Raw genomic sequence first — 26,575 nt, 5'->3', positions numbered from 1 at the left:
GTTTCATTCTGGTACAGGTACGCGCCTGTTGTTGTTAATTCCTTAACGATAGATGCCACTCTTTTGTTAGACAGGCAGTATGTATGTAAAAAACGGACTGCCAGTTGCCTGAGAATCCGCTGCAAAGATACAATTTTATAATTTTTGTTCCAACTTTTAAAGATTCAAGTTGACGGCAAGATCTTCCGGTTGAATACCCACCACCTTGATATAGGTATCACGGTAGATATTTTCCTTAAACTCCTTATCCTCTTCAGAATAGAGCCATGTGGTAAACTCATGGTAGTATTCGCCGGTTCCAAATTTGAATAAATCCTTATATTGGTAATGCCTGCTGACGGGAATACCTTTCTTGTTTAGCAAAAAGCATGATTTAAGCGCATCGTGATATTGCGAGGTCAATATCGCTTTTATCTTTTCATCGAAATATTCCAATGTTTCCTGATCAAAGAAGAACTGTACGGTGTAGGGCCATCTCTCCCCTTTTCCTTTGATGTACTGGTATTGGAATTTGGTTCTTTCCAGCTTTTTGTTGATACCGTTTAAGATGCTGGTCACCTTCTTCTTCCGGTCATGGTTGTCCTTTACCGTTACATCAAATTCCTTGGCAAGTTGGTCAACTGTAACGGTGAAATAAGGTGCTTGTCCTTGGTCAATCTTATACTTAATCAGGTAAATCATTTTTGCCAGGTTCAGATAAAACTTACGGTATCCTTTGCGGTTGGGCAAGTTACGGTAGTCTTTCAGCTCCAGCAGATTGTATTCGGTAAGCAAAGTATTCATCAGATCTTTGCTCAGATGCACGTTGTAATTCCGCTTAGTGCGCTTTTTCGTGCTGAAGTCATCCTTTATCTCAAAGCGATCCAGTATTTGAATGAACTTATATTGCGTCTTGCCATTCATGGCGTATGCTACACTGAGGTTGGATGTCCCTAAACGGTATAACGCCGCTTCAAAGGTGTTCTCTATCGGATGCTCTATCTTTTGCCCGTTCTGTTCGGTGATATATACCGGACGTTGGTTGCTGAACAGGAAGTCAAGCTGCTTCTCGGTCAGTTTTCGTTGCAGCTTGGTTCGTTCATACCCCATGACCTCACAAAAATCGTTGATGGAGAACCAGCAGTCGCCGAACAGGTCTTTCATTTGTGAAGATGCCACGTAAATGATAATGTCAGACATGACAGTACCGCCTGCATCGAATAGAACTTCCAATACTTTCGTGTTGGGAGACTCGCTGAGAGTTCTGGGAACTCTGCTCAACTCTTTTTGTGTATTATTTTCCTTCATAGGCGGACACTTGTTGTTTACTAATGCAAAGATACGTTTTTTTACGGAGATAGTGAATCTAACTCCCTATAAATGAAGATTCCAAAGCATTTTTTTCGTGCTGTTTCTTGATTTAGTTGTGTAAAAGTGTCCCGACTACGGCTGTTTCCGCTCCCCCCAGTTGTGTAAAAGTGTCCCGAATGACCGGCTTAGTTGTGCAGAAGTGTCCCGGATTCCTGATTTAGTTGTGTAAAAGTGTCCTGAATGCAGATTCTAGTTGTGTAAAAGTGTCCCGACTTTCCTGTTCAGTTGTGTAGAAGTGTCCCGAATAGTCGGTTAGTTGTGTAGAAGTGTCCTGGTTGCGAAAAGATGCCATCAAGCGCTAACTTGCAATAATATAGTTGATTATACGGAAAACCTCCCTTATTAGTTGTGTAAAAGTATCCCACAAATACTTAAATTCCTAAAAACCTAAATAAAACAAAGAAATGATTTTGTTACTGTATTCTTACTTTCGGAAAAAATTTTGAGGTGGAAACTAGTAGAAGTTTGAATTCTTTAACATATTATCCGGGATAATAGGCAAAGGGATTTTTCCGCAGTTGTGTAAAAGTGTCCCGGTTCAATGCCGGCCTTCACTAAAACGGTGTGCAAAAATAACGCCTGCCCGACAGATGCAGTCGAACAGGCGTATATATATTTTTCCGAAAGTAGAATCAGATGCTCATATACTTCTTCAGTATCGCTTGAATCTCCTTGTTATGGCTGGTCAATATGTCTTCAAGTATGTTGTTGGCGATGTTGTGCATTCCTAATCCAGTGGCCATAGCAATCTGCTTCAGCTTTCTGTGGGTTTCGCTGGATATCCGGATTACTTCGGTGTTCTTTAATTTTTGTTCTTTCAGATATTCCGAGAATTTTTTTCCGCAGACTTTGTTTTCTTCTGTTTTTGGAGAAGACTGCACGGAAGGTTTGGATTCCGGCTTTTCCATTTGTTCCGGCTGAGGTTCTTGGACGGTTTCTGTGACCGGAGCCGATTCTTTCACCTCTTCATGAATGGGTTGCTCAATCGCAGGTTGGGGAATAGTGCTTTCCGCAACACTTCCGATCTGCTGGATTTCCTGCTCTTTCTTACTGGCGCTTTGCAGCAAGAGTTTTCTCATGGCGGCTGATGATGTCCTTTCTTTGTTGGTTGCCATAGCTTTATTCTCCTATATGGTTGCAGATTAATTCCAATACCTCTTCACAGAACGCATCACAGGGATGATGGTACGCTTTACTCAGCGTACTTAAATTGCGTTGATAGTCAACCCTTGAATCCTTGATGTAGTTTTGCGTCAACTCGAAAGGCAAGGTTTTTTTATTTTTCAAAATTTCTTTGAACTCCAGCACATTCGGAAGAACACGGTTCATGACACCACGCACGGTAGTCTTTTTGCCAATCTTTCGACGGCTTTCAATAATCCCTTCATAGATGTTATAGTAAAAGGTCAATGTAGGTCTTAAATCGGTTTGGTTCGGTTCAAAGGGGATAATGATCACGTCAACGAAGTGCAGCGTTTCAACTACACCGTTCTGTTTCAGGTTCCCCGGAAAATCGACAAGTATAATGTCGTAATTGTCCTGAAGGAAATCCAGTTGGTTGATGAACTCAGAGGATGAGATATTGATAACCTCATATTCTTCTTCCTTTTTCATGATTCCGTCCTCGGCTTCGTCCTCACGTAATTTTCCGATAGTGTTCTGCATGTCGTCGATATCCACCACGGCAATGGATAAGCCACCCTCTTCGTTTGACTGCGAATGAATATAACCTGCAAACAAAGCTGTCAGCGTAGACTTCCCTACCCCGCCCTTGGGATTCTCAAAAGCTACGACTACTCCTGGTAATATTTGTCCCATAATGTACGTTTTTAAGTATGTGCGCAAATATATAAATAATAAATTAAATAATTGCATACTTTTATAATTAATTTATTACACACTTATTTACTTACTTACTTACTTACTTATATAAGTTGTTTCATATATAAATATGAATATAATTATATATGTATTTAATCTTATAATTAAGTATGTATGTTCATTCTTTGTAATAATGTAATTAGTAATTATGTATTTTGTAACTAAAGAGTTTTCGTTTTCCTGTTACAATGTGTGTAGTTACTTTGTAACAAAGTGCGCAGTTAATCTGGATTAAGAAATCAAGACTTTTGTCTGGTTTTGTTTCACAGCTGAGTATTATTGTATATCTTTGCTAATGCAAGGTATGTTTTTGTAGGTACAAAAACCCTTGCGACAGCCGAGCTGCCGACCAATGTTCGTTACACTCACATACTCCGTATATATGAAAGAGAATCGAGATATAAGTATAAAGATCCGCTTGACGGAAGCCGAGAAAGAACAGCTTCTTCAACGTTCAAAGGAAGAGGGAAAATCCCTTTCTTCCTTTATCAGAGAGTCTGCCTTGAAAGGTAGAAGCATATCGAAAACCGATGTGCAAATGATATATGAACTTCGTAAAATAGGAGCCAATATCAACCAGCTTGCCAAACATATCAATACGCTTCCGTCCGATGAAAATATATTGTATTCATTGGATCGGATTAACCAATACCTTTCGGATGTAGAAACCATTAACCGGAAATTGTTATGATAGCCGAGATACAGCCTTCTTTCTCATCCCACCTATCCATGAGCCGGAAAATCGAATACCAGCTTTTCAAGGTCAAGGAAGGAAACGGGAAAGTGCTTTGCACCTCCACCGGTGACGAGCTGGCCGCCATGCCTGCCTACATGAAACTCATCTCCCAGTTGAATGACCGGGTGAAACTACCTTATACGGAATTTATTCTGAGCCTCTATCCGGGAGAAAGCCTTTCCGATGAACAGTGGCTTTCTCTTACCGGGGAATACATCGAGGGGATGGGGTACGGAAAGTCCTGTTATGCCGTTGTCCTAAATACCGACAAGGCACACAGCCATGTGCATGTGCTGCTGACCACTATCGATGAGGAAGGCAAGAGCATTCCTTCCGGGAATAATTACAGCCGTTCTGAGAAGATTTCAAGGGCACTGGAGCAGAAGTATGGATTGTTGCCTTTGGTAAAGGAAAACAGCAGGAAAACCACATTGGGAGAATCGCAGTACCGTAACTATTATTTCTATGCGGCCTTGAAAAAAGCCATGCGTAGTTACAGTTATAAGGATAAGGTATCGGCTGTTCTGAAACAGTCCGATACATACCAGTCTTTGGATAAACCCTTGCAAGAAATAAAACTGGCCAATGAAGAGTGGCGTGTCCTGCTGGGCGATGAAAATTATGACGACCTTTTCGTATTGCTGGAAAAAGGAGGCTTTTTCAAACCCTTGTTCAAGGATGAATTGTTACAACAGCTTGACCGCATCTACTCTTTTTCCGAAAGTACATCCGATTTCCGAAGGAACCTGGAGCAAGAAGGATTGTATATGCGTCTGGTCACCAAGAAGGACAAATCCTATTATGTCTATGGCATCAAGGATTCAGGCTTTTACCTGAAGGACGCTTCACTTCCTCAGAAATATCGTTTTGGTAATATCCGTTTTGATGGCCGGGGCATGAGCGCCGATGAACAGATGCATTATCTCTATGACCATGTGTTCAGGGCTTTGAACGCTTCGTCCGGATATGAGGTTTTCAAGAAGAACTTGGCGGATGAATCGATCCGGGTGACGGAGCATGTAAACGGCAAAGGCGCATACGGGATTTCTTTCTATATGGAAAACGTGGAAGATCCTCATATCTTCAAGGGTGTGGATCTTTCCCGCCAGCTCACTTATCAGAATATCCAGAGACATTTTGATGGCGCGGCAGTCGGTCTCTCACCGCATATCGATAGGGTAGGGGAATTCCGTGAACGGGTGGATCGTGAGGCTTTTTATATGCAGGGTGGAGGTGTTACGTCCATTCCGGAGTTCGACATCACTGGTAGCGGTAAGAAGTCGCAAGAGGATGATTTCATGCCGTCCAAAAAGAAACGGAAACGGAAGAGCGGCCCCGATTTCTCTTTATGATGAATACTAACTTAATACATTTTCTTTATGAATTATCAGACTGTTTTACAGAATTATCATCCCACCGAACAGGGGGATTTCATGTTGAGATACGAGATTGATGGCCGAGGGTATATCATTTACTCACCGGAAAAAGGTTCGTTCTCTTGTATCGAATTACATGGCTTTTCCGAACTTACTCCTTGGCAATTGGCATTTGTTCTTTCGTTGGATATGCAGCAGATGAAAGGACAGGATGAGTTTTCTCTCTCCGTATGTTGCAAGCGGGAAAAACTCTTGTCTTATCTCTTCGATGTAGAGGAAAGCGAAACAACATTGAAGACAAAGCATGTGTCCGGATGGCAAGGCTATCTGATGATGGATATACACAAACCTGATAAGGTGCGGAACGTGTTCCAGTTCCATCCGGAAACGAAAGAATCCCGTTTGGTTTTTGACAACCGTTTATGTGTCGCTTTCCTGCGGGAGAAAGAGAAAGGAAAGCTTATCCATCTCTGTTGGAGTCCTTCTGTCTTTGCTGCCATTGATAAGGGTGGTGAGCGTACCGCACCGGCTTATCTGTTGGCTTCTGATGCTGCCTTGTTACATGGATATGCCATGAAGCAGATTACGGAGTGTTTTGCCGGTACACCGGCCGAAGGACGGGTAATCGGTATCCATGTGGGGGATAATGTCTATGAAGCCTTGTCTTTTGTGTGCTATTACGCCCGTAACGTGCAGGGTGAGTATGTGGTTATTCCTGAGAGGAAGGATGGGATGGTGATTCTTGAAACCCCGAAATGGAATCCGATACGGCAGGCCAACTTTGTGGCTTCACTGAACAAGATGGCGGTTGACCAGGCGAAGAAACGCTATCCTGAAATGGAAGTTCCGAATGAGCGGCCATTTACCTGCCTTTCTTTTGCCCGGAAATCTTTTGTTTATTTCCCGGATTTGAAGGTGTATCAGGAGGTGTTCTTGAAGCTGTATTTGGGATTGGTGAGGTTGCAGGAGGTACATTTGTTGGGATAAAGAATAATTGTAGTGCCTCTATGTAAGAAGCACTGCAATTGTTAGAGTTCCTTTAAAAATAAGTCTTTACTGCAAATAAGAACTGTTCAATAAATATTTTTTTGAAGGCAGACAGATTGTTTTGTTCATAAAAAATCAACATTGCTTTTTTATAGTCAATGGAATCTACTGTGCGGAAAGATATAGGACAGTAACCATTAGCTATAAGGATGGCGTTGGCTGTGATGCGTGCCGTTCGCTTGTTTCCATCTGTGAAAGCTTGAATATAAGATAATAAAACTAATGCCAACAGGGCTTTTTCAAAAATATTTTCTTTGCTATTTATCAGGTTACAAGTGTCTTCAAGGGCTTCTCTTATTTGAAACTCATTATCTAACGGACGGTAATTCGTTCCGGTGATACCAACACGCCGATGTCTGATATTGCGGTCAACATCAAGGTCTTTCGTTAAGATGGAATGAATGTCTTCGATACGATGTATGGTAATGTCTTTTAGATAATCAGGTTCATCCAATATAAAATCTAATGCTTCTTTATGATTCAGCAACATAATGGCTTCCTCTTTGGTTTTACCGGAAGCGGTCTGCTTCTCTTTTAATAGCCGTTCAGTTTCCAACAATGAATAGGTGTTTCCTTCTATTTGAGAGGATTTCCATGACAAATCAACTCCTAATCGTTCCATTTCTTTTCGATATTCCAAGTCGCTCATTCCGGATACATTGTTTTTGAATTGTTGTTGGGCTGTGATTAGTATATGTTTTTCTTCGTTTGTAAATAGGCTGACTTTGGGAAGAAGTTCTTTGATGAGCTGGAAATTGAATGTTTCCTGTATTACACGTTCGTCTATGTCCTTGCTGAAATAGGTAGCAAGGTCTAATGGCATGGTTACATGTGATTGTGGAGTAAGGCTATACTTGGTTGCCGGACCACGCCCTTCTACCTCTATCATTCCTTTGGTTACGGCATCGGCCAGTAGTCTTTTTATAGTCCTGTCACTGGGAGGATTGGTTATCCCAAGCGTTATTTCAACCCTGTTTGATAGGGGATGATGGTGCAGGTATTGGAGGATTTCATTTTCAATAGTCATGTTATAATTCTTTTATCGGGACAAAAATAACAAATATTAATCATATATCGGGACAAGTTGGCCTGATATTTGTACTTTTGTTTATTGTTCTGTCCCGATAGAGATTCTTTTTGAGAGACAAAGAATGTTATCCAGAAATAGAGATTCTGAGTGAACGATCATTTATCAACCTTTTTTTTGACGGAAGTCTTTTGCTTATTTCTCGGATCTGAAGGTGTATCAAGAGGTGTTCTTGAAGCTGTATTTGGGACTGGTGAGGTTGCAGGAGGTGCATTTGTTATAAAAGAGTCGTATATTTTCTCGATAGGAAAATTTGATACGACCCTTTTTATTTGTTAATTGTTAAAAATTGTACTTTATAAAATGAGCATCTTATGAGTTTATGCATGGAATCATTTCATTATCATTCTCTTGCCAGTTCTTTTTATCGGCGAATTTTCTACAATACAGATTGTGCTCTTTAGGACAATGTGGATATTTATTTTCAAAAACGAAGCTGAAAGTCGAACCTATTTGTTCTAGTTCCGATTCTTCAACTTTACTATCTCCACTATTACAGTTAAATTCTATATAAGCTTTACTGGTGCCAGAAATGTCTAAAATACTATAAACTCCAGATAAAACATTTTGAATAGCTCTTTTTCTACCTTCTTTTGTATCACCTTCACCGGACATTTGTGTAATGGGTAATAATAGTGCAATGACAATATCACAACTATTGTTGTCAAAATAGCTGGATAGACACATGGCATCTCCAATTAAAAGCTTGTTTTTATTATTTATTTTGTCTTCAACATTGACATCTAAAGTGTCTGGAATTTCACCAATTCCACCTAAATTTATGATAGAAATTCTTTGTTCATTTAACCATGATTTAGTAATCTTAGAATCTATAGCTTCTACTCGTTTAGGTAAAATGTATTGATTGAATTGTTGCATGAAAATGTCGATTTTAGTGTTAGGGGCATATTTCCCAATGATATTTTGTAGCAACTCTCTCATTTTTGAGAAGTCAACTTCGACATCTGCTGATTGGGGATGCAAGCGATTGATAACTTCTTGAAAAATCATAACATATTCGTTATTGTCGATTTCTGTTCTCATTCCATGAAATGTCTCTATAAGGCTTTTTGTATCTCTTGGTAGTAAAATTTCCATTTTTTGAATATTTTTCTCCTACTCTCTCCAAGGCTTTTCGGAACCCGAAAAGCCTTGGAGAGAGTAGGAGAAAAATGAGAAACATTATGACTATAAAAGAAAGTGATAATAACAAAAATATGAATTTGACAGGATACGTAAAAGTGATTACGAACACTACTCCTGGAGGATGGGTTGCTAATATTGTGGGTGTTGTGGCTGATTCGCCATTGTCGTTAATGTTGGATATGTTGAATGTGGCCGCATTCACAGATGTTACCACTAATCAAATTACAGCTGTGATACAAAATGGAGTTAATTTGCCAATTCTTGCTGGTAATAGTGCTGTTGTCGTTAATGGTTATGGTCAATTTACTGTGAGAACTTATTAGAGGATATGGAGGTATCAAAACTAAAATGACCTTTCCGAAAAGTTACGGATTGTAACTACAAGGCTTAAAGAGTCGTATCAAGCTCTGTTTTGAGTAATGGTACATGAAGTCAGAAGAGGGTGTGTTAACAAGGAATGACACCCTCTCTTCTTTTATTCGTCTGTTTTTATCTTCTAGCCAAAGGCAGTAACAACCGTTCCACAAGTTCTTTCTTGTTCTCAACGGTCATCTTGTTTCTGCCTTTGGCAATGATTTCAGCAGCCAAATCGCTTTTATGCCCGGCAATATATTTCTGTCGCTTTCCGTTGATGATGGCCTCGATACGGAAATCATGCCGAGTGTTTTCGATGATGTTGATTTCTGATACCAGAAAGCTGTCCTCTGTTTCGTAGGGTTCGACAATGGTGGGCAGGTAGTGTTTCATGGTTTTCCCTATGATCGGAGATAGCAAGCCGGAAAGATGCTCTTCGATACGGTCTTTCCAATAGTCATCGATTTGATAATTGGTGGCATAATCGTAGAAATGGCTGATGGCAAGGCTGACTTCCTCGATTATCCTTTTCGCATTCTTTATTCCATTCTGTCTGGCAAATTGCAGCAGGTCATCTTCCGTGATGCCGTTATCTTTCCCCGCAATATTCATAGAGTGTACGTTTTCATAGGCCGCACCGTCTAAATTGGTGGTGAATGTCATGTCGTATGCTGGGGTGATATGCCATGTGCCGTTTCTTTCCATCAGGAAAGAGAAATTCTTGATGTGGTCATCCACGTTGCCGCCCATGACATTGAATACCATCCGGCGGTACAGTTCGGACTGTTCGCTGGCCGGGATGCTCAGCTTTCGGCAGACTTCAAACAAATCCTCATAGCTTGTTGCGTCCGGATTCATGGCTGCAAGTGTCTGTGTATGTATCTTCTCTCCGTTTATCCTATCGTAACGCTCCGTCAGAAAGTGATGTTTCCCCTCAATTTGAATGAGTCGGGAAGGCATCATCGTAATCCCGGCTTCTTTTGCCATCTCATAATATACCATTTCCATTTGCGTGAACGGAAAATCATCACCCTCTGCAAACTTCAATATGTAGTAGGTATAGCCCTCTGACAAAGGAACTTGGCCGGAACGTATACCATGTGTCGTTTCATTGATGGCGATGATGGCTTTCGGGTGCTGCCCTCCGGCTGATGTACCTACCTCATAGATACTTTGCAGTTGCAGTGCTTCATCATCTTGCACGGATATTTCCTCCCGTTCCTCAAAGATACGGCGTGCCAGTTGGTATAAACCCTCTATCTGTAGGGTAGAAGAGGATTCCAATCCCGGAGTGGCCGGAATGAACTCAAAGGCTCCCATTCCCCGTTTCCCGATGAAAGACAATTTATCTACCGGCGTGAGTTTGCGCTTGGGGATATGGTTTTGTGCCGCCCATTGGTCGAAGACCATGTTACCCCATCGGTCAGGCAATGAATCTGCCAAAAACGGTGGGAGACCTTGATAAATCTTTTCTCTGTTTCCGAGTATGGGCATACCTTTTGCCACCGATCCTTTGACAGAAGCGGTCAGTGGGGCGATTTCCACTCCTTTCTTGATGAAGTCCGGATGATAGTTGAAGACGGCTCTTTTGCTCCTTTCGTCCCAATAGAGCTTTCCGACTTCTTCCCCCCATAACATAACACTCACAACATTATTTTCCATGTCTTATCCTTTTCGGCTTTTTATTCATTATTTGTTCCATTGTATAGGCTGAAACAGGTATTTCCGGTAGCAGGTCGTCCATCTGTTCCAGACAGTCTACTACTCGCAACAGGGCAAGAAAGTTGCCCATATTGATGTTATAGGCCTTCCCGTTCTCAAACTGGCGCAAGGTGATAAGGCTGACACCGGCTTTCTCGGCAGCCTCTTTCTGGGTGAACCTATAGGTTAGCCTGTATTCCTTAAATCGCCTGCCCAGTTCCGCTATGATTTCCGGATTAGCCATGGCTTGGGTGATGTGATTCGTTGTCATATTGCAAAGGTAAATATATTAACTGTTAAATCAAAATACAATAGATAATAATTAATATATTTACTCTTATATTGAATGGTGTGAGATGTGGCTTGTGGGCTAATCCCCCAATTCTATGCTTCGCTTATTGATGCCTGTAATCGGGCTTTGCGCAGGCTTTATGTCCTGAAGTTTTTTAGCACCCCTTCCATTTGGAAGATTTTGGCGGCAGCGATGAAGGTGGTGGAGGATATATCAGGCTGGAGACTTTTAAGTACGTTCTCCGATGGCTGATATCCTCTCATCTTCAGTTCCAGAATGGTGTTGAAGTCATCATTCCGCATGGCCTTCATGAAAGCCTGTTCTTGTTCGTTGGCAATGTCCGGCATTTGGATCGTATGCAGTTGCTTGCCGAACAAGAGCAGGTTTTTTCCGATAAAATCGGCGTGTTCCGGTTTGACCCCACAATCCTTGGCAGTCTCATGCCAATGCGATACGGTTTCCTGTACCTTTTCGATAATCTGTTTGTGTTCCCGGATACCCATGTTCTCACCCACCTTTTGCAGGTCTTCCGTCGTGAAATTATCTTGTTTGCCGTTGAGTGACAGTTGGTGGCGGTTCGTCCATTTGTCGCCTGGTGTGTATGAGTAGCAGAGGTCGTATGCTGGGGCCAGTTTCCACTTCCCTTGTTTATCCATCAGGAAAGAGAAGTTCTTGCTATGGTCGTCATGGTTCCGGCTCATGACGTTGAACACCATTCTTCGATATAGTTCCTCCTGACTGGGATAAGGCAGGTTCATCTGTCGCATGATGCGGAATATCTCTTCGTATGAATGGCGTTGGTCACGGTCATAGTGGGCAAGCCCGGCCAATGTCTGTACATGGATCTTCCGTGCGGTCGAAACGGCGTGTCATAAAGTGGCATGACTCTTTTTCCTGAAGTGACCGGCATTCCATCATATTGATTCCGCAGGCTTTTGCCATCCGGTGATAGGCATATTCGATATTTCCTATTCCTTGGGGATTGTCCGTTATCTACGTGTGTTCGCTGTATTTGCCGCCATCAAATTTCAGTAGCCAATACCCGAATCCTTCAGGGGCTTTTACCTGCCCGGAGCGTACCTCTCCGGTAATATCATTATAGGCGATGATGGCTTTGGGCTTGGCACCTCCGGCGGATGTTCCCACTTTCAATATATCCAAGATGTTTCTTCCTTACCTGACGCAGTTGGGCTTGAAAGGCCATTCTGTCCGTGAATATGGATTTGGCAAGTTCCGTCAGTTCCTCGATATGGAGCACTGATGATTCGTTCATGCCGTTGATTGATGATGACGGCTCAAACTCCAGTGCGCCCATGCCACGTTTACCTACATAACAAAGCCTGTCTAAAGGGGTAATCTCTTCTCCGGACAATCCCTTGCTGGCAAACCATTCATTGATGATCTGGTTTCCAAAAGTATCCGGTAGTGAATCGGCAAACAGTCCGGGCAACCCCTTGAAACAGTCGGTGCAGTTTTCAAGGAACTGGTAGGGGATATTTTGTACTGGCCGATGGGCATGATGATGGGAGAAATGTCAAGACCGGAGCGGATGAACTTCCGTTCATAGTCGAACAAGGCGGCATTGCTTTCCTTTTCCCAATAGAGAGAGCCTACGCTTTCTCCCCACAGCTTTACATCTACTATCAAATCATTCATGGTTATCTTGTTTTAAATGGCGTACACGGTAGCGTTTCTTTCCTTGCAGTTTTTTGAGCTCTATCGGGCTGACCCGGATTTCCGGTACCAGTTGCTCCAGGTTCTCCAGCAGGCCGAGCGAGCGGAGTACGCTGATGAACAACAGCAGCGATACCGATTTACCTTTCTCGATGTTCGCAACGGTCAAGGGGCTTACACCGGAAGCCCTTGCCAGTTCTTCCTGCGTGATATGCTGCGTGATACGTGTCTCTTTGATGCGCTGGCCGATTCTCATCAGCACAGCCGGATTGCTCATTTCATTCCACATGGTTGTTCCTTTTTTGCAAATATACAAATAATCCATATAAATGTATAGATTAACTTGAATATATGATGTTAATCTATATGAATATAATGATTATAGTTGCCTTGTCTTTTCTTGAAATTAAAAGCAAATAAAATCACAATATATTGTGATTTTATTTGCTTTTAATGTTTTAAATTGGTATTTTTGTCGGAAAATCACAATGTATTGTGAATATGAAAGAGATAGGAAAGATTATTAAAGAGCGCAGGAAGAGTTTGAAGGTCAATCAGCTGGAACTCTCCGAGCTGGCAGGCGTGGGTATCAATACACTGGTGGCCATCGAGCGTGGAGAAGGCAATCCTAAATTGGCAACATTGCTTTCCATTCTTGACACGCTTGGGCTTCAAATGACTATCGGATTGAAAAGTTGAATTTAACTGTTAATTGAAATGAGACGATGTGAAGTTTATTTGCACGGTATTAGAGCCGGGATGTTGACAGAAGAGGATAATGGAGAATATACATTCACCTATGATTCTTCTTATTTGGAAAAAGAGGATTATCCATCGGTCAGCTTGACTCTTCCATTACGTGAAGAGCCGTATCGGTCAACGGTCTTATTCCCGTTCTTCTTTAATATGTTGTCGGAAGGTGAAAACCGGAAACTGCAATCCCAATTGTTGCACATCGATGCCGAAGATGACTTTGGCATACTGCTGGCCACCGCCCGCTATGATACCATAGGTGCCGTAACCATTAAACCTGTATTGCTATGATGACTTTGACAGTTTGTCCTTCGACATTGGCAGAGGCATTCGATACTTATTCTCCTGCCGCACGAAAAAAAATGTTTGACGATAAAGCGGTGTCTCATTATCTGAGAGTGCCAAGCCCTTCGACAAACAGTGAAGAAGCCAATGAAGCCATACGGAATGCAAAGCGCATCTCATTGTCGGGCGCACAGCCCAAGTATTCGGTCATTGTTGATGAGCAAGAATCGTATCTTCGCTATACACAGGAAGGCGAGCAGGGAACATATATATTAAAGCCGTGTCCCAGCAGTTACCATATACTGAACCGGAATTATTGCGCGGCCAATGAGCATTTGAGTATGCAAATTGCGGCACAGGTGTATGGAATAGAAACGGCGGCCAACGGGCTTTGCTTTTTCAGCAATGATGAAGCCGCTTATTTGACACGGCGATTTGATGTTCATGACGGGAGAAAATATCAGCAGGAGGATTTTGCGGCATTGATGGGATATACGAAAGCGAATGGAGGAAGTGACTATAAATATTGCAATGGCAGCTATGAAGAGTGTGCGGAGGTAATACAGAAATATGTAAAAGCTGCCCGGATTGATTTGCTTCGTTTCTTCAGGCTGATTGTATTCAATTTCATCTCTCTGAATGACGATGCGCATCTGAAGAATTTCTCTCTGATTAATAGAGGGAACGAATATCGGCTTTCTCCTGCGTATGACTTGATAAACACCTCATTACATTTGAGTGAACCCCGAATATTCGCTCTTGATAAAGGATTGTTTAAAGAAGGAATGAATTTGGGTGATACCCATCAGGTAGGGCGGAAGGATTTCGAGGAATTTGGACGATGCATAGGGTTGGGCGATAAATTGATAAAGCGTGAGCTTGATGAGTTTGTCAAAGAGAAACCATTGGTGCAAGTATTGATAGACCGTTCCTTTTTATCGGAAGAACTGAAAAAGCAATATAGGATGTCTATGGGGTACAGGTGTAAGATGCTTTCTTTCTGATGAAGGGCGGATAAAGCATTCTTCAGGAAAGTACTTCTCCTTTTCCCATGCCGGTCATACCGTTAAAACTGATTGATAATTATGACGCGTATGTTGGCCGGTATGCCTATCTTTGTGGCAATGAAAACAGAGAAAGGATTGATTTTGTAAGTATTATCATGGCAAAAGAACTGATCCGTGTCCCCAGGGTGCTTGGGGAAAGCTATAATTCTGTGCTGATTGAACGGTTGTATGAGGCAGGTGGAAATGTCATGCTCGATCTGATCATATACCTGGGCAGCTATCACCTCAAAGACTTGTTCGGGACTTTCTGGTTCTCCGTAGAAGACTTCTGCCGTAAGATGGGGTATGACCGTACCAACTTGCAGCGCAAGCTGGATAGTCGGCAGCTAGCGGCCATGTTCGGAAAGAATATGCAGCCGGAATATGTATGTACCGACACGGCAGGACGGAGAATCAGCCATCCTATCAAGACGGTTTTTGAGGCGGCTCTCTATAAACTGGGGGTAGAGAACCTCTGCTATCCGACCATTGGCGATGATGGCCGTACCTCCTATAATTTCGTGCAGATCCTGAAACGTTTCAACATAATGACCGATTTCAAGACGAAGAAGTCAACTAAAAGGCTGTACTCGGCAATGGTAAGCCCGGAGATAAAGAATTTCATGTTCTCGCTCTATAACTTTTGGAGCTTCAGGATTACAGTAGCCTGCCCAGCCGTTACCGCTATTTCTATCTGGAGCTTTCCAAGATGGTTCACCTGATCAAGTATAAGACCGCCAAGAACGAGGCTCCTTTTTATGTGCTGATAGTCGATCAAGTGGCCAAAAAGCTCGGCATAGAGATTGCCGAACCCAAGGACCGGAAGAAGAAGGTCGCCTCGATACTGAAAAAGATGAATGCTTACCTGAAATATACCAATTTCAATTTCTCTTTTGTGAAAGGCGATCATGAGAGATGGGCATATACCGTGTTGTTCTCGTTTTTTAGGCATACGCTGCACTATTTTGATGAAGGACAATATGCTGCGTGGTGAAGAAATTCTATAAGAACCTGCTTGGGCTGTATGTCGAGATTGCCTATCCGGACACCGATATGGCTGTCAGGAGGAAGAAGGTCAAAGAGGTGGAGGAAGATGCCAGACTGTATAAAGAGTTCCTTTTATGGGCAAACTCCCCGGAAAGCGTAGAAAAGAAAAAATAGATATATATCAGTGACTTCGTGGTTGTATTCGGCAGGTTTTCGGAAGGATGGGCACAGGAAGAGTTGAAGAGTGCCAATGGAACGGAGGTTCCTCCTGCTTCTGAAGAGTTCATATCCCCGGAAACGGACGGGGCGGTGAAGATGGACGATCCAGCTGTGTAGAACCGCCCAGATTTCACGATTTTTTACAAAATTAGTTGTGTACAAGTGTCCCGGTTGTTGCTTCTAGTTGTGTAGAACCGTCCACTCTTTTCGCTTTAGTTGTGTAAAAGCGTCCGGTTTCATTTGCCAGCTGTGTAAAACTGTCCACCCGTAGATGAAGGGGATAGATAATCCCTGTTTTTTTATATGTCAGTATATCAGCAAAATAAAAGAAAGAAGCTTTTCCCTAAAAGGCATCGGCTGTATAAAATTATCCACCAAAATACATAATAAAGACCTAAATTCCTAACCCCTTTAAATATCCCCAAAACGGTAACATAGAAATGACCGGAAAAATAAATTTTCCCTTCACATGCCCCATACATACTTTCGGAAAAAGATTTTTCGGAAATATGTGTTGATTTTCACGTTCTTTATATGCTTGGAAGGCGGTTCTATTCTTCTACATCTATACCCAAATCGGTTTTTCAGGGCGTTCCCTTCTGGCCGGGCTATTCGTAGCAAGTCCTCGTTACCCTCCGGGCTTTTCCCTGCTATCCCTAACGCTCTACGCTCCGGCTATGCCGGAAGAGAGGTATGATGATTTTTTCCTGAACTGATAGGAACATTGCGAAGGTAGGCGTGGACGGAACGCCCGATATTGAAAAGCCAAATCTCCATCCTCCCATTCCGGGAGGTAGTATTTACCCGCATACGCTTTCTTTCTCTGTGGTAGAACCCCGTTATGTACGGATTATTGCTAGAGTTACACCGAAATTACCAGCCTGGCATATGTGGCCCGGCAATCCCGCATTTTTATTTGTGGATGAAGTTTGTGTAAAATAGAATAGAACGGTTATGAAGGATAGAAACAAACGCCCTCTCTTCCAATATCTGGAAGGATTCGGAGGAGTGGAGCTTATACAAACAAAAAATGAGGAAGGTACCGAATACGCGGCGTGGGTACGAAACCTAGGGAATATAGGAGGTACCGTATGGCTGGGGTTCGTCCATCCGGAAAATTGGGAGGAGTTTGAGGATGCTTTCGACAAAATGATGGATAAATATATTGTCAAACGACAGTAAGTTTTGATTTGTATTCCGATCCCTCATGTTCTTACGCTGGATAGCCCAGCTACCGACTAAAAAAAGCGACCCTACCCTCACGGGAAAAGTCGCTTTATCTAACTAAAGTCTTAATCTAAAAAAATCATATTACAAAGGTAGATATATTTCCAGGAGGGTGTGTCAAAATAGAAATGGTATGTCTGAAAAGTAACAAGTTAAAACTTCAAACATGATTTATGGCTTTGTGGAAAGCTAAATCAAGCCAAATAAAGTTGAATTTTGTACCAAATCAGTGAGTCAACTTACAGGTTGAAAGTTTAGATTCGTGAAATTTCTATTTTGACATACCCCCCGTACAAAAAGCCTTGCTAATCATAGCCTTGCTTTGGTCAATAATTCTTTTTGTTTTTGATGTCAAGGTTTCGGTCTCTTTTATTCAAAAAAGCTTTTGATATGCGTAAATATAAACGATTGTTTTAAAGTTTGCAAATCTTTATTGATTTTTCTTTTAACAATGACGATTTTGGGAGGGGTTTCATTTTTATGACTATAATTGCACTTGCTAGTTGACTCTACCATTTGGTATAATCATCTATTTTTCTTAATTTTGCAAAAACAGCAGGTGAAACCCCACTACTCTTTAAGTACATTAAGTTCTATTTTACGCATTGGATAACATTTCATCCTCTCTTAGAAATTACACAGGGTCTGCTTTAAGAAAAAGCATTTTATAAATCATTGCGAGGTATTGGATAAATGCCTTGCCAAAACGTGACTTTATGCGATATAAAGAAAGTTTGCTATTGCCATTCCTTTTGGCGATAAATATCATTTTGCCTGTGACGGCGCGGGAAAAGCCGAGGTTAAAAATAGGAGGCGCACTCCGGTTCAACTACAATTACTCAGACTGGAAATCGGAAAGCCGGAACCGTGGCGGAGAATTTGGCTTCGACGTGTTCCGTCTGAACGTGAACGCTTCCTATAAAAAAATCGACTTAGTGGTGGATTATCGCTTCTATCCCTCTTCCTCGGGAGGCGGCATGCTCAGGGAAGGTTGGATAGGCTATCGTTTCAATGATTCACACCGGTTACAGATAGGCCTGACAACGCTCCCTTTCGGCATCCTGCCTTATACGGGTAACAATTATTTCTTTAATCTGAACTATTATACCGGTCTTGAAGACGATGCGGACATGGGGATAAAATACCTCTTCCATAAGGACCGCTGGGAGTTGTTGCTCGCCTATTTCCAGAACGCCGATCTTTTTGGGACCGGTGGAGACTCGGAACTGTCCGCCAGCCGCTATGCCTACGACATCGCCGGGCGTGACAAGGAGGCGCATCAGGGCAATGTCCGGCTGGCGTATCATTTCGGAACCCGGTGGAAGCACCAACTCGGAGGTTCGCTCCTTATGGGAGGCTTGTATAATATGGACACACGGAAGACGGGACTCCGTACCGCTTTTGCCCTGCACTACGTAGCCGACTATCGACGGTGGAACCTTAAAATGCAGTATACCAACTATAATCTCAGATCCGTGCAGGCTCCAGGGGAAGACAGACGTGTGGTGACGATGGCGGCTTGCGGATCGTCTTATTGGATCGCCTCCAGGGCGGATATATATACGGTGTCATTATCCTACCGGATCCCCGTGAACAGGTTGTTTCTGGACGATATTTGCTTATACAATGATTTCAGCCTGCTGGACAAACGCGTTGCCGGGTTTAATGACAGTCTGGAGAACGTGACGGGATGTTCTCTGACGATGGGAAAGGTCTTCGCCTACATCGACTATGCCGTGGGGAGGAATCACGCATGGCTTGGCGACGTATGGGACGAAGCCTTTGCCGGGGGAACGGAAAACAACTGGAATGTCAGGTTCAATATAAACATAGGATATTATTTTTAAAGGATTATGGATAAAAATAAAATTGAGATCAAGGATTTGTATTTGATTTTCGGTTCTGAAAGGAATAAGGCTTTCAAGATGCTGAAAAAAGGAAATAGTAAAAGTGAGATCCTGAAAGAGACCGGATGTACGGTCGCCGTGAACAACGTGAGCCTCTCTGTCCGGGAGGGTGAGATATTCGTGATCATGGGACTTTCGGGAAGCGGCAAGTCAAGTCTGCTCAGGTGTATCAACCGGTTGAACAGGCCCGTTTCCGGTGAGATACTGATTAACGGGGAGGAGATCACCGGAGTACCGGAAGAACGGTTGCGTTCCCTGCGTCGGAGAGAGCTGGCGATGGTTTTCCAGCATTTCGGGCTGATGCCCCATTATACCGTATTGCAGAATATCGCTTTCGGACTCGAGTTGCAAGGTGTGGAAAAGCAGGAACGTGAACAAAAAGCAGCAGAAAGCATGCACCTGGTCGGGCTGGACGGATATGCTGACTTGATGGTCAATGAGTTGTCCGGAGGCATGCAACAACGGGTGGGACTGGCACGCGCCCTTGCGAATGATCCGGATGTTTTGTTGATGGACGAAGCCTTCTCCGCGTTGGATCCTCTGATACGGGTACAGATGCAGGACGAGTTACTAGCCTTACAGTCGAAGATGAAGAAGACCATCGTATTTATCACGCATGACCTGGAGGAAGCCGTCAAGCTTGGTGACCGTATCGCCATCATGCGTGATGGGGAGATACAGCAAATCGGTACCTCTGAGGAGATCCTGACCGATCCCGCTAATAAGTACGTCAGGTGTTTTGTGGAGAATGTGGACCGCGGCAGGATTGTCACTGCCGCCGCCATCATGGTGGATAAGCCTATGGTGGCAAGGCTGGGGAAAGAGGGGCCGGAGGTTCTGATCCGGAAGATGAGAGAACGTAAAATAACCGTGTTGCCTGTAGTGGACCCGGATGGCATACTGGTAGGCGAGGTCCATTTAAAGGAACTTCTCCAATTAAGGAGGGAGCGTATCTTGAACATAGACTCTATCATAAGGAAAGAGGTACACTCCATATTGGGTGATACCGTGGTAGAGGACATACTCCCCCTGATGACGAAGACCAACTCGCCCATCTGGGTGGTCAACGAGAAACGGGAGTTCGAGGGGATGGTACCGCTCTCGTCGCTCATTATCGAGGTGACGGGAAAAGACAAGAAAGAAATCAATGAAATCATTCAAAACGCAATAGAATTATGATAAAGATAGGAGAATATATAGAAATGGCCGTGGAATGGCTGACCGAGCACGGCACATCGTTTTTTGACCTGCTGAGCCTGGAGGTGGAAGGCGTTATCGACGGGATACTGTGCGTCCTGCTCGGGATACCTTTTTACATAACCATCGCGATACTCACTTTCCTTGCATTATACAAGAGTGGTAGGGGGACAGGGATTTTCACCCTCCTGGGGCTGTTGCTCATTTACGGGATGGGATTCTGGGAGGAGACTATGCAGACCCTGGCCCTGGTACTCTCCTCCACCGGCATGGCACTACTGCTGGGAATCCCTCTGGGGATCTGGATGGCGGGCAGCGGGCATTGCAACAAGGTCTTACAGCCTGCGCTTGACTGCATGCAGACCATGCCGGCCTTTGTCTATCTGATACCGGCAGTGCTCTTTTTCGGGCTGGGAACGGTACCGGGAGCCTTTGCTACGATCATTTTTGCTCTGCCTCCGGTGGCGAGGCTCACCGCACTAGGTATCCGGCAGGTGCCGAAGAACGTGGTGGAAGCCGCCCGTTCTTTCGGGGCTACCCCTGGCCAGCTTCTGCTCAAGGTGGAGCTGCCATTGGCATTGCCTACCATTCTCGCTGGTGTCAATCAGACTATAATGATGTCGCTCTCCATGGTGGTGGTGGCTGCCATGATCTCAGCCGGAGGCTTGGGAGAAGTAGTCTTGAAAGGCATCACCCAAATGAAGATAGGCATGGGATTCGAAGGGGGGATTGCTGTCGTGATACTGGCGATTGTGCTTGACCGGATCACGCAGGGAATGGCTCGGAAAAAACAAAAGGAATGACACATATAATAAAAGAAAGAATGATTATGAGAAACAGAACGATACTTTTCACGGTCCTGCTGGCCGTCACGATATTTTTTTCATGTGGTAACAGATCTGACAAGAAAATTCGTATCGCTTATGCGAACTGGGCGGAAGGGATAGCGGTCACCTATCTGGCCAAGGAGATCCTCTCGGAGCAGGGATATAGGACCGAACTTTTGAATGCGGACATCGCTCCCATATTCACTTCGCTGGCAAGAGGCAAGACTGACGTGTTCATGGACAGCTGGATGCCGGTGACCCATGCCGATTATTTTCGAAAATACGATGGCCAACTGGAAATCCTCGGGCAGATATACGACAGTGCCCGCATTGGGCTTGTGGTACCCGAATATGTCCCGATCCATACCATAGAGGAACTGGGTAGCCATACCGGACAGTTTTCCGGAGAGATCGTGGGGATCGATGCCGGTACCGGTATCATGAAATGCACGGAGAAAGCCATTCCCGAATACGGTCTGGATTACAGGCTCATGATCTCCAGCGGTCCCGCCATGACGGCTTTGCTGAAAAAGGCTATTGACAATAAGGAATGGATTGTCGTTACAGGATGGACCCCACACTGGATGTTTGACCGTTTCCGTTTGAGAGTGCTGGAAGATTCGAAGAATATTTATGGGAAAGCCGAGCAAATCTATTCCATTGCCAGGAAAGGATTTCGAGAGCAACATCCGTTTGCTGCCGCCCTTTTGGAAAATATCCATCTGTCGGATGTTGAAATCAGTTCTTTGATGCGGACAATAGAGGAAACCTATGGAACCGAGACAAAAGCCGTACGTCGGTGGATGGACGAGCATAGGGATTTGATAAATAGCTGGATTCCGGACAAGGAGGAATACAGTCGATGAACATCACGATGGAATGGACGGTCAGGCTTTTTACTGCACTTCTTTTAGGCGGGATCATCGGTATCGAAAGGGAATACCGTTCCAAAGATGCCGGATTCCGTACCCACTTTCTCGTAGCTTTAGGGAGCGCTTTGTTCTGTATAGTGTCTCAATACGGATTCGGGACAGACTTGAAGGATTCCTCGCGTGTGGCGGCACAGGTTGTTTCCGGCATAGGTTTTTTGGGCGCTGGTACTATCATATTTCAAAAAAACATTGTACGTGGGCTTACCACCGCTGCTGGACTTTGGGTGACGGCAGCCATCGGTCTGGCTTGCGGTACTGGAATGTATGTCATCACCTCGGTTACTACCGTGATGGTGCTGATGGGACTTGAAATCCTTAATGCTTTGATCCCGCAAATCGGAACGACCACCGTTTCCCTTACATTCACAGCCGTCTCGAAAGAGAGTGTTAGGGAAGTGATCGACCGTATAAAGAACGACTGCTTGGAGCTGTACTCCTATGAATTGAAAGACCGGCGTACCTCGCAGGGGGAAATATTCGAGGTACGGCTGGAAATCAAGGTAAAACGTGGGAACCATAACGAACGGCTTATAGAATATATGGGTGAATTTGATGATGTCACCATCGCAAGTATAGAATAAACAATACGGCTCATAGATTTGATCTGACTTCGTGTTGTTCTGAAATTTCATTTTATTACTACATGTGGAAGATAGATATCATCAAAGACTGCCCGTTCATTTTATATTAGGTATAATTTATTCAGAATGGCATTTATAGGTAATCTGTTGTCTATTTTGTGTAACAGGTGTAACATCATGCCTTTGTAATTTTGCGTCATAAAATTAACAATTGGAAAATAAGTGGTTCGGGTGATAAAAATAATCAGTGTCAAAATGAAAAAAAACATTTTTTTCTTCTTCCTATTATTCAATTTGCAGGCTTTCTCTCAAAAGATTGCGATAAAGAATAATCTCATATATGATGTGCTGTTGACTCCCAACCTCTCGCTGGAGTTTTCTCTGGGGGAAAAATGGACCTTGGATACCCAGGTGGGTATGAATTTTTTCTTCTATGAGAACGATGCCACTGTCGACGGATACAAGACAAGGAAATGGAGCCATTGGCTTGTGCAACCCGAGATGCGATATTGGACTTGCGAGAGGTTTAACGGTTGTTTTTTGGGACTGCATGCGCATGGAGGCCAGATGAATGTCGGTGGGATAAACATCCCTTTTATTCTCCAAAACAAGCATAAAGAGATGAAAGCGTATCGTTATGAGGGCTATTTCTATGGTGGTGGAATCAGTGCTGGTTATCATTGGATTTTATCCAACAGGTTCAGCCTTGAAGTCGCCTTGGGGATAGGATATGCGCATGTGAGATATGACAAGTTCAAATGTACGGCTTGCGGACAAAGGACAGGGAATGGAGGAGCCGATTACTTCGGTCCGACAAGAGCCTCTTTCTCCATTATTTATATACTTAAATGAAACAGGCTTTGGGTAAAACAAGTGTAGGATATAAAAACATGAAGTCATGAGATCAATACATTATTATATAAAACTATCAGCAGTCTGGGCCGGCCTTGGTTTGACGGTTATATCCGGGCTGGCTCAAGAGGTCGTTGAGCGGAACATTTCATCATTACATTGGGGATATGATGTGGGGATCAAGCGAAGTGCGGACGGGAAAAAACTGTGTTTATCCCTGCATGTGGACGCTGTGACCCGGTTGGGGGCACAGGAAGCTCTTGTCATTTATCCATCCATAGTTTCCGTCTCCGGGGATAAGAGGATTGATTTTACGCCCGTCAGCATAGCGGGCAGAATACGATATAAGGCCATTATGCGCTCGAAGGCGCTTGGTGAAAATTTCAGGACATCGCACTTCGACAATAAGCTCTATCCTTTTTCGGACATGCAGGAGCAGGGGATTTCCTTTCAGGAATCCGTCCCGTTTGAGCGCTGGATGGCGGATGGCCATGTCGTGGTTAGAGAGGAATTATTAGGTTGTTTTGATTGTGGCATACGTGAAAATCAAGGCACTGTGGCTGTTATTGACCAGCATGTTTTCAAGGAGGAGGATTATGTGTATGATTTCCTCGAGCCGGAAAAGATGGTGGTCAAGTATTATAAAGACTCCTTTGACTGCAAGGTCACTTTTCCCGTGGCGAGTTACGAACTGAGAAAGGCTTTCGCTAATAACGGACAAGAGCTCGCCCGGCTGGAAGGCTTCATATCGAGAAATCTGGGCATAAAAGGGGTCGAGTTGAAAGAGGTCCTCATAGAGGGCTTCGCTTCTCCCGAGGGTCAATCAGAATATAACCGATCATTGGCGGAAGGACGTACCCTTGCGCTCTCAAATTATATCTCCAGAAAATATTCCGGACTTAAAAAGGCTGCGATTTATCGGACGGTCGGTGTCGGGGAGGACTGGGAGGGCCTTAAAAAGCTCGTAAGCATTTCTTCTCTATCCAATAAAGAAGAGGTGTTGTCTATTATAAGTCGGTATCCAACGGATACGGAACGGGAGTCCGCCATACGGAATTTGGACAACGGCAAGACCTATGACAGCCTATTGAATGAGTTTTATCCGCAACTCCGCCGTACGACCTTTCGTTTCTGTTTCGACGTAAGGGCTTATACTCAGGAGGAGTTACCTGGAATATTTGCCGTGAAGCCGGAGTGCCTGAGTTCACACGAGATGTACCAGCTCTCGGAAATATATCTTATCCAAGGGGAGAGCCCTCTCCCTGTTTTCCGGAAGGCGTACGAACAGTTTCCCGGGGACGTGGTGGCGATCTTGAACTATGCCAACGCCTTGCTAAAATATGAGAAAAAGGCGGATAGTGCCTTACGGGTGTTGAGCGGTGTGAGGAACGATAGCCGGGCTCTTTACCCGATGGCGGTCGCCTATCATATTAAAGGGGACTGGAAGAAGGCTGAAAAACTGCTGAAGGAGGCTTATAAACAGGGAGATGACCGTGCCAGAGCTTTCTATGGCGAAGATGCTTATGAATAAAGTTAAGACTTTATATAACAATATTTAATTTATTTATTCACTAAACTGTTAAGTTATGAAAGTAAACAAATTTCTTTTAGCAGGCGTTGCGGTCTTAGGTTTAGGCATGACAGCCTGTAATAATGACGATATTCCTCCGGTAGAGAATCCTACCGGAGGAAGTACATTCGCCGGAATGTACATTTCCACTGTGAAAGATGTGACAACCAAAGCGGTAAATGACAAACAGGAAGATTACGGGGGAAGAGAAGCGGAGAGCAAACTTTCGGAATTACAGCTTCTCTCGAACGATCGGTCTTTAACTTGGACGTTGGGGACAGCGCCTGATGAAGCCGATAAATTTTGGGAAACAACAGCAGGTTCCGGTATCTTTACGGTTGCTCCATGGAAAACCAATCCTGGTCCACAATCGATGGCGTTGTTGTTTAACAAGGGTTCTATTACAATCGATATTGTGACAGCTTCGGACAATGTGTTCGGTAATGCAGCTGAAGCAGTAGAAAACATTAAGGCCCTTGCTACGGATGATAAGTTTGTCATGACTTCGAAAGCCGAACAGAGAACCATTGCTCCTGACATCAGTGAGGAAACTGCCAAAACAGGCACAAGTGAAGCTCAAAATGTATTCTCCTTTGATGTGGAACGTGTCGTGGCACAAGGATTAGTCGCAAAGGGTGATGCTTTGGTAGAAACGACCGTAGATAATAAGGGGAAAGTTGCTCTTGATGACATCATGTATGCTGCTATCAACGGTGCCGTAAAAACATATCTGTTCCGTAATCATGCGGGAGAGCGTACAATCGGAGCTGACGGACTTTACGCGGAATTTGTATCGGCGATTGATGGATATGCCGATTTCGAGAATGCTAAAGATCCAAATGGATCGGCCAAGGAACATCTGATCCGTTTAGGGAATATCCTGCCGGAAAACGGAACTGTGGATAATCTGGGTATGTACGAGGCCAAAAGCGTTTCTGCAAGTGCTGCTGAAGCAAAGAATGGAGCAGGTATTTATTTCTTGGAGAATTCTGTAGACAAGGCACAATTCACTCCTGCAAATAAGAATTTCGGTTTCTACCGTTTGCCTTATGCCAAAATCTATGCTACTTATATTCCGAATGAAGTATGGAAGCTTGAAGATGGAAAATTGGTTAAAGAGACTAATTATCAAAAAGGAACAACATTCTATCGAGGTGAAGGTGATGGTCTTATCTATGCCAGCAAGGAAGCCGCGCAGAAAAGCCAGTTGAGTCCAAATCAAAAAGCCTATACATATACTAATGGAAGGTGCGCATACCGTGCGTTGTGGAACCGTCAAACGGATACTGAAGGAAAGACGGTTGTGAATGCTGATGTTCGCCGTAACAATACCTATCTCCTGACAATTACGGCTTTTCAGGGATTGGGAATGCCGTGGGACCCTTCTGATCCTAAAGACCCGTACCTGCCGGAGCCGACAGATCCGACCGAACCGACTGACCCTGAAAATCCGGATATCGAGAAAGAAGAGACCTACATGCGTGTCGAGGCCAAAGTACTCCAGTGGAACCTTGTTTCACGTGATGTCGTTCTTGAGTGATATTTAGG

General features: G+C 43.8%; 28 protein-coding genes and 1 pseudogene. 20 read left to right on the top strand and 9 right to left on the bottom strand.

The window, feature by feature from the left end:
* Nucleotides 1–156 precede the first annotated feature (156 nt).
* The 3 genes from BQ7394_RS00635 to BQ7394_RS00625 all read right to left on the bottom strand — a co-directional run bounded on the left by BQ7394_RS00635 (nt 157) and on the right by BQ7394_RS00625 (nt 3,168).
* A complete protein-coding gene (locus tag BQ7394_RS00635) occupies nt 157–1,287 on the bottom strand; it encodes a hypothetical protein (RefSeq protein ID WP_075555599.1) in 1,131 nt (376 codons plus the stop codon).
* A gap of 695 nt (nt 1,288–1,982) precedes the next feature.
* Entirely contained in the window at nt 1,983–2,465 is a 483-nt protein-coding gene (locus BQ7394_RS00630; RefSeq protein WP_075555598.1) for a DUF3408 domain-containing protein, read from the bottom strand.
* A gap of 4 nt (nt 2,466–2,469) precedes the next feature.
* Nucleotides 2,470–3,168 (bottom strand): ParA family protein, encoded by a 699-nt coding sequence (locus BQ7394_RS00625; protein WP_075555597.1) that lies wholly within the window; start codon nt 3,166–3,168, stop codon nt 2,470–2,472.
* 415 nt (nt 3,169–3,583) lie between these two features.
* On the opposite strand from BQ7394_RS00625, the gene BQ7394_RS00620 reads away from it, so the two are divergent.
* Genes BQ7394_RS00620 through BQ7394_RS00610 form a run of 3 tightly spaced genes read left to right on the top strand, consistent with a single transcriptional unit; the run spans nt 3,584 to nt 6,330 of the window.
* Complete coding sequence (locus tag BQ7394_RS00620; RefSeq protein ID WP_008770294.1) at nt 3,584–3,922, top strand: plasmid mobilization protein; 339 nt, start codon at nt 3,584–3,586, stop codon at nt 3,920–3,922.
* A complete protein-coding gene (locus tag BQ7394_RS00615; RefSeq protein WP_075555596.1) occupies nt 3,919–5,319 on the top strand; it encodes a relaxase/mobilization nuclease domain-containing protein in 1,401 nt (466 codons plus the stop codon). The genes BQ7394_RS00620 and BQ7394_RS00615 overlap by 4 nt, the downstream gene beginning before the upstream one ends.
* Before the next feature lie 27 nt (nt 5,320–5,346).
* Nucleotides 5,347–6,330: a hypothetical protein gene (locus BQ7394_RS00610; protein ID WP_075555595.1), complete on the top strand. Its 984-nt coding sequence runs from the start codon at nt 5,347–5,349 to the stop codon at nt 6,328–6,330.
* 52 nt (nt 6,331–6,382) lie between these two features.
* On the opposite strand, the gene BQ7394_RS00605 is transcribed toward BQ7394_RS00610, so the two are convergent.
* Nucleotides 6,383–7,417, bottom strand: coding sequence for a Fic family protein (locus BQ7394_RS00605; protein ID WP_075555594.1), 1,035 nt, complete (start codon nt 7,415–7,417; stop codon nt 6,383–6,385).
* A gap of 372 nt (nt 7,418–7,789) precedes the next feature.
* Nucleotides 7,790–8,575, bottom strand: a complete 786-nt coding sequence (locus BQ7394_RS00600) for a hypothetical protein (RefSeq protein ID WP_075555593.1) — start codon at nt 8,573–8,575, stop codon at nt 7,790–7,792.
* An 86-nt stretch (nt 8,576–8,661) separates the two neighbouring features.
* On the opposite strand from BQ7394_RS00600, the gene BQ7394_RS00595 reads away from it, so the two are divergent.
* A complete protein-coding gene (locus tag BQ7394_RS00595) occupies nt 8,662–8,946 on the top strand; it encodes a hypothetical protein (RefSeq protein ID WP_075555592.1) in 285 nt (94 codons plus the stop codon).
* Between the two features lie 166 nt (nt 8,947–9,112).
* Here the strand turns inward: BQ7394_RS00595 and BQ7394_RS00590 are convergent, their stop codons facing one another.
* The 4 genes and pseudogenes from BQ7394_RS00590 to BQ7394_RS00575 form a co-directional block, all read right to left on the bottom strand.
* On the bottom strand, nt 9,113–10,639 hold the full coding sequence (locus BQ7394_RS00590; RefSeq protein WP_075555591.1) for a type II toxin-antitoxin system HipA family toxin: 1,527 nt from the start codon (nt 10,637–10,639) through the stop codon (nt 9,113–9,115).
* Nucleotides 10,629–10,949, bottom strand: coding sequence for a helix-turn-helix domain-containing protein (locus BQ7394_RS00585; RefSeq protein ID WP_007844677.1), 321 nt, complete (start codon nt 10,947–10,949; stop codon nt 10,629–10,631). The genes BQ7394_RS00590 and BQ7394_RS00585 overlap by 11 nt, the downstream gene beginning before the upstream one ends.
* Before the next feature lie 99 nt (nt 10,950–11,048).
* Nucleotides 11,049–12,626: pseudogene (locus BQ7394_RS26520) on the bottom strand (type II toxin-antitoxin system HipA family toxin).
* A complete protein-coding gene (locus tag BQ7394_RS00575) occupies nt 12,619–12,969 on the bottom strand; it encodes a helix-turn-helix transcriptional regulator (RefSeq protein WP_075555590.1) in 351 nt (116 codons plus the stop codon). The pseudogene BQ7394_RS26520 and the gene BQ7394_RS00575 overlap by 8 nt, the downstream one beginning before the upstream one ends.
* Before the next feature lie 176 nt (nt 12,970–13,145).
* On the opposite strand from BQ7394_RS00575, the gene BQ7394_RS00570 reads away from it, so the two are divergent.
* The 16 genes from BQ7394_RS00570 to BQ7394_RS00505 all read left to right on the top strand — a co-directional run bounded on the left by BQ7394_RS00570 (nt 13,146) and on the right by BQ7394_RS00505 (nt 26,567).
* Nucleotides 13,146–13,343, top strand: a complete 198-nt coding sequence (locus BQ7394_RS00570; RefSeq protein ID WP_007844671.1) for a helix-turn-helix domain-containing protein — start codon at nt 13,146–13,148, stop codon at nt 13,341–13,343.
* Between the two features lie 18 nt (nt 13,344–13,361).
* A complete protein-coding gene (locus BQ7394_RS00565; protein WP_075555589.1) occupies nt 13,362–13,688 on the top strand; it encodes a HipA N-terminal domain-containing protein in 327 nt (108 codons plus the stop codon).
* Entirely contained in the window at nt 13,685–14,686 is a 1,002-nt protein-coding gene (locus BQ7394_RS00560) for a HipA domain-containing protein (protein WP_075555588.1), read from the top strand. The genes BQ7394_RS00565 and BQ7394_RS00560 overlap by 4 nt, the downstream gene beginning before the upstream one ends.
* A 158-nt stretch (nt 14,687–14,844) precedes the next feature.
* Nucleotides 14,845–15,450 carry a Bro-N domain-containing protein gene (locus tag BQ7394_RS26130; protein WP_235848637.1) on the top strand — a complete coding sequence of 202 codons (606 nt, stop codon included), beginning with the start codon at nt 14,845–14,847 and terminating at the stop codon, nt 15,448–15,450.
* Nucleotides 15,438–15,722 carry a hypothetical protein gene (locus BQ7394_RS26125; protein WP_235848636.1) on the top strand — a complete coding sequence of 95 codons (285 nt, stop codon included), beginning with the start codon at nt 15,438–15,440 and terminating at the stop codon, nt 15,720–15,722. Before BQ7394_RS26130 ends, BQ7394_RS26125 begins: the two co-directional genes overlap by 13 nt.
* Nucleotides 15,719–15,889: a hypothetical protein gene (locus tag BQ7394_RS26120; RefSeq protein WP_235848635.1), complete on the top strand. Its 171-nt coding sequence runs from the start codon at nt 15,719–15,721 to the stop codon at nt 15,887–15,889. Before BQ7394_RS26125 ends, BQ7394_RS26120 begins: the two co-directional genes overlap by 4 nt.
* An 18-nt stretch (nt 15,890–15,907) precedes the next feature.
* Nucleotides 15,908–16,051 carry a hypothetical protein gene (locus BQ7394_RS26115; RefSeq protein WP_235848634.1) on the top strand — a complete coding sequence of 48 codons (144 nt, stop codon included), beginning with the start codon at nt 15,908–15,910 and terminating at the stop codon, nt 16,049–16,051.
* A gap of 837 nt (nt 16,052–16,888) precedes the next feature.
* The gene (locus tag BQ7394_RS00545; RefSeq protein WP_075555586.1) at nt 16,889–17,116 is read left to right on the top strand and encodes a hypothetical protein; all 228 of its coding nucleotides are present in this window, start codon (nt 16,889–16,891) and stop codon (nt 17,114–17,116) included.
* Between the two features lie 761 nt (nt 17,117–17,877).
* Nucleotides 17,878–19,008 carry a hypothetical protein gene (locus BQ7394_RS00540; protein WP_075555585.1) on the top strand — a complete coding sequence of 377 codons (1,131 nt, stop codon included), beginning with the start codon at nt 17,878–17,880 and terminating at the stop codon, nt 19,006–19,008.
* A 6-nt stretch (nt 19,009–19,014) separates the two neighbouring features.
* On the top strand, nt 19,015–20,247 hold the full coding sequence (locus tag BQ7394_RS00535) for a quaternary amine ABC transporter ATP-binding protein (protein WP_075555584.1): 1,233 nt from the start codon (nt 19,015–19,017) through the stop codon (nt 20,245–20,247).
* Nucleotides 20,244–21,068, top strand: coding sequence for an ABC transporter permease (locus BQ7394_RS00530; RefSeq protein WP_075555583.1), 825 nt, complete (start codon nt 20,244–20,246; stop codon nt 21,066–21,068). Before BQ7394_RS00535 ends, BQ7394_RS00530 begins: the two co-directional genes overlap by 4 nt.
* 26 nt (nt 21,069–21,094) lie before the next feature.
* Nucleotides 21,095–21,958, top strand: a complete 864-nt coding sequence (locus BQ7394_RS00525) for a glycine betaine ABC transporter substrate-binding protein (RefSeq protein ID WP_075555641.1) — start codon at nt 21,095–21,097, stop codon at nt 21,956–21,958.
* Nucleotides 21,955–22,605, top strand: a complete 651-nt coding sequence (locus BQ7394_RS00520) for an MgtC/SapB family protein (RefSeq protein ID WP_075555582.1) — start codon at nt 21,955–21,957, stop codon at nt 22,603–22,605. The genes BQ7394_RS00525 and BQ7394_RS00520 overlap by 4 nt, the downstream gene beginning before the upstream one ends.
* 255 nt (nt 22,606–22,860) lie before the next feature.
* On the top strand, nt 22,861–23,457 hold the full coding sequence (locus BQ7394_RS00515; RefSeq protein ID WP_075555581.1) for a DUF3575 domain-containing protein: 597 nt from the start codon (nt 22,861–22,863) through the stop codon (nt 23,455–23,457).
* Between the two features lie 46 nt (nt 23,458–23,503).
* Nucleotides 23,504–24,988 carry a hypothetical protein gene (locus BQ7394_RS00510; protein WP_075555580.1) on the top strand — a complete coding sequence of 495 codons (1,485 nt, stop codon included), beginning with the start codon at nt 23,504–23,506 and terminating at the stop codon, nt 24,986–24,988.
* Nucleotides 24,989–25,043: 55 nt separating this feature from the next.
* On the top strand, nt 25,044–26,567 hold the full coding sequence (locus tag BQ7394_RS00505; RefSeq protein WP_075555579.1) for an Mfa1 family fimbria major subunit: 1,524 nt from the start codon (nt 25,044–25,046) through the stop codon (nt 26,565–26,567).
* Nucleotides 26,568–26,575: the final 8 nt, after the last annotated feature.

It is taken from the genome of Parabacteroides timonensis (genome assembly GCF_900128505.1).
In the GTDB taxonomy this organism is placed as follows: Bacteria; Bacteroidota; Bacteroidia; order Bacteroidales; family Tannerellaceae; genus Parabacteroides; species Parabacteroides timonensis.
Note: the sequence above shows the minus strand (reverse complement) of the source record. Positions and strands in the feature narration are given on the sequence as shown.

What these genes read in the sequence shown, in the direction of transcription:
- BQ7394_RS00635 (WP_075555599.1), bottom strand. Translation starts at nt 1,287, where the DNA reads ATGAAGGAAAATAATACACAAAAAGAGTTGAGCAGAGTTCCCAGAACT.
- BQ7394_RS00630 (WP_075555598.1), bottom strand. Translation starts at nt 2,465, where the DNA reads ATGGCAACCAACAAAGAAAGGACATCATCAGCCGCCATGAGAAAACTC.
- BQ7394_RS00625 (WP_075555597.1), bottom strand. Translation starts at nt 3,168, where the DNA reads ATGGGACAAATATTACCAGGAGTAGTCGTAGCTTTTGAGAATCCCAAG.
- BQ7394_RS00620 (WP_008770294.1), top strand. Translation starts at nt 3,584, where the DNA reads ATGTTCGTTACACTCACATACTCCGTATATATGAAAGAGAATCGAGAT.
- BQ7394_RS00615 (WP_075555596.1), top strand. Translation starts at nt 3,919, where the DNA reads ATGATAGCCGAGATACAGCCTTCTTTCTCATCCCACCTATCCATGAGC.
- BQ7394_RS00610 (WP_075555595.1), top strand. Translation starts at nt 5,347, where the DNA reads ATGAATTATCAGACTGTTTTACAGAATTATCATCCCACCGAACAGGGG.
- BQ7394_RS00605 (WP_075555594.1), bottom strand. Translation starts at nt 7,417, where the DNA reads ATGACTATTGAAAATGAAATCCTCCAATACCTGCACCATCATCCCCTA.
- BQ7394_RS00600 (WP_075555593.1), bottom strand. Translation starts at nt 8,575, where the DNA reads ATGGAAATTTTACTACCAAGAGATACAAAAAGCCTTATAGAGACATTT.
- BQ7394_RS00595 (WP_075555592.1), top strand. Translation starts at nt 8,662, where the DNA reads ATGACTATAAAAGAAAGTGATAATAACAAAAATATGAATTTGACAGGA.
- BQ7394_RS00590 (WP_075555591.1), bottom strand. Translation starts at nt 10,639, where the DNA reads ATGGAAAATAATGTTGTGAGTGTTATGTTATGGGGGGAAGAAGTCGGA.
- BQ7394_RS00585 (WP_007844677.1), bottom strand. Translation starts at nt 10,949, where the DNA reads ATGACAACGAATCACATCACCCAAGCCATGGCTAATCCGGAAATCATA.
- BQ7394_RS00575 (WP_075555590.1), bottom strand. Translation starts at nt 12,969, where the DNA reads ATGGATTATTTGTATATTTGCAAAAAAGGAACAACCATGTGGAATGAA.
- BQ7394_RS00570 (WP_007844671.1), top strand. Translation starts at nt 13,146, where the DNA reads ATGAAAGAGATAGGAAAGATTATTAAAGAGCGCAGGAAGAGTTTGAAG.
- BQ7394_RS00565 (WP_075555589.1), top strand. Translation starts at nt 13,362, where the DNA reads ATGAGACGATGTGAAGTTTATTTGCACGGTATTAGAGCCGGGATGTTG.
- BQ7394_RS00560 (WP_075555588.1), top strand. Translation starts at nt 13,685, where the DNA reads ATGATGACTTTGACAGTTTGTCCTTCGACATTGGCAGAGGCATTCGAT.
- BQ7394_RS26130 (WP_235848637.1), top strand. Translation starts at nt 14,845, where the DNA reads ATGGCAAAAGAACTGATCCGTGTCCCCAGGGTGCTTGGGGAAAGCTAT.
- BQ7394_RS26125 (WP_235848636.1), top strand. Translation starts at nt 15,438, where the DNA reads ATGGTTCACCTGATCAAGTATAAGACCGCCAAGAACGAGGCTCCTTTT.
- BQ7394_RS00545 (WP_075555586.1), top strand. Translation starts at nt 16,889, where the DNA reads ATGAAGGATAGAAACAAACGCCCTCTCTTCCAATATCTGGAAGGATTC.
- BQ7394_RS00540 (WP_075555585.1), top strand. Translation starts at nt 17,878, where the DNA reads ATGCGATATAAAGAAAGTTTGCTATTGCCATTCCTTTTGGCGATAAAT.
- BQ7394_RS00535 (WP_075555584.1), top strand. Translation starts at nt 19,015, where the DNA reads ATGGATAAAAATAAAATTGAGATCAAGGATTTGTATTTGATTTTCGGT.
- BQ7394_RS00530 (WP_075555583.1), top strand. Translation starts at nt 20,244, where the DNA reads ATGATAAAGATAGGAGAATATATAGAAATGGCCGTGGAATGGCTGACC.
- BQ7394_RS00525 (WP_075555641.1), top strand. Translation starts at nt 21,095, where the DNA reads ATGAGAAACAGAACGATACTTTTCACGGTCCTGCTGGCCGTCACGATA.
- BQ7394_RS00520 (WP_075555582.1), top strand. Translation starts at nt 21,955, where the DNA reads ATGAACATCACGATGGAATGGACGGTCAGGCTTTTTACTGCACTTCTT.
- BQ7394_RS00515 (WP_075555581.1), top strand. Translation starts at nt 22,861, where the DNA reads ATGAAAAAAAACATTTTTTTCTTCTTCCTATTATTCAATTTGCAGGCT.
- BQ7394_RS00510 (WP_075555580.1), top strand. Translation starts at nt 23,504, where the DNA reads ATGAGATCAATACATTATTATATAAAACTATCAGCAGTCTGGGCCGGC.
- BQ7394_RS00505 (WP_075555579.1), top strand. Translation starts at nt 25,044, where the DNA reads ATGAAAGTAAACAAATTTCTTTTAGCAGGCGTTGCGGTCTTAGGTTTA.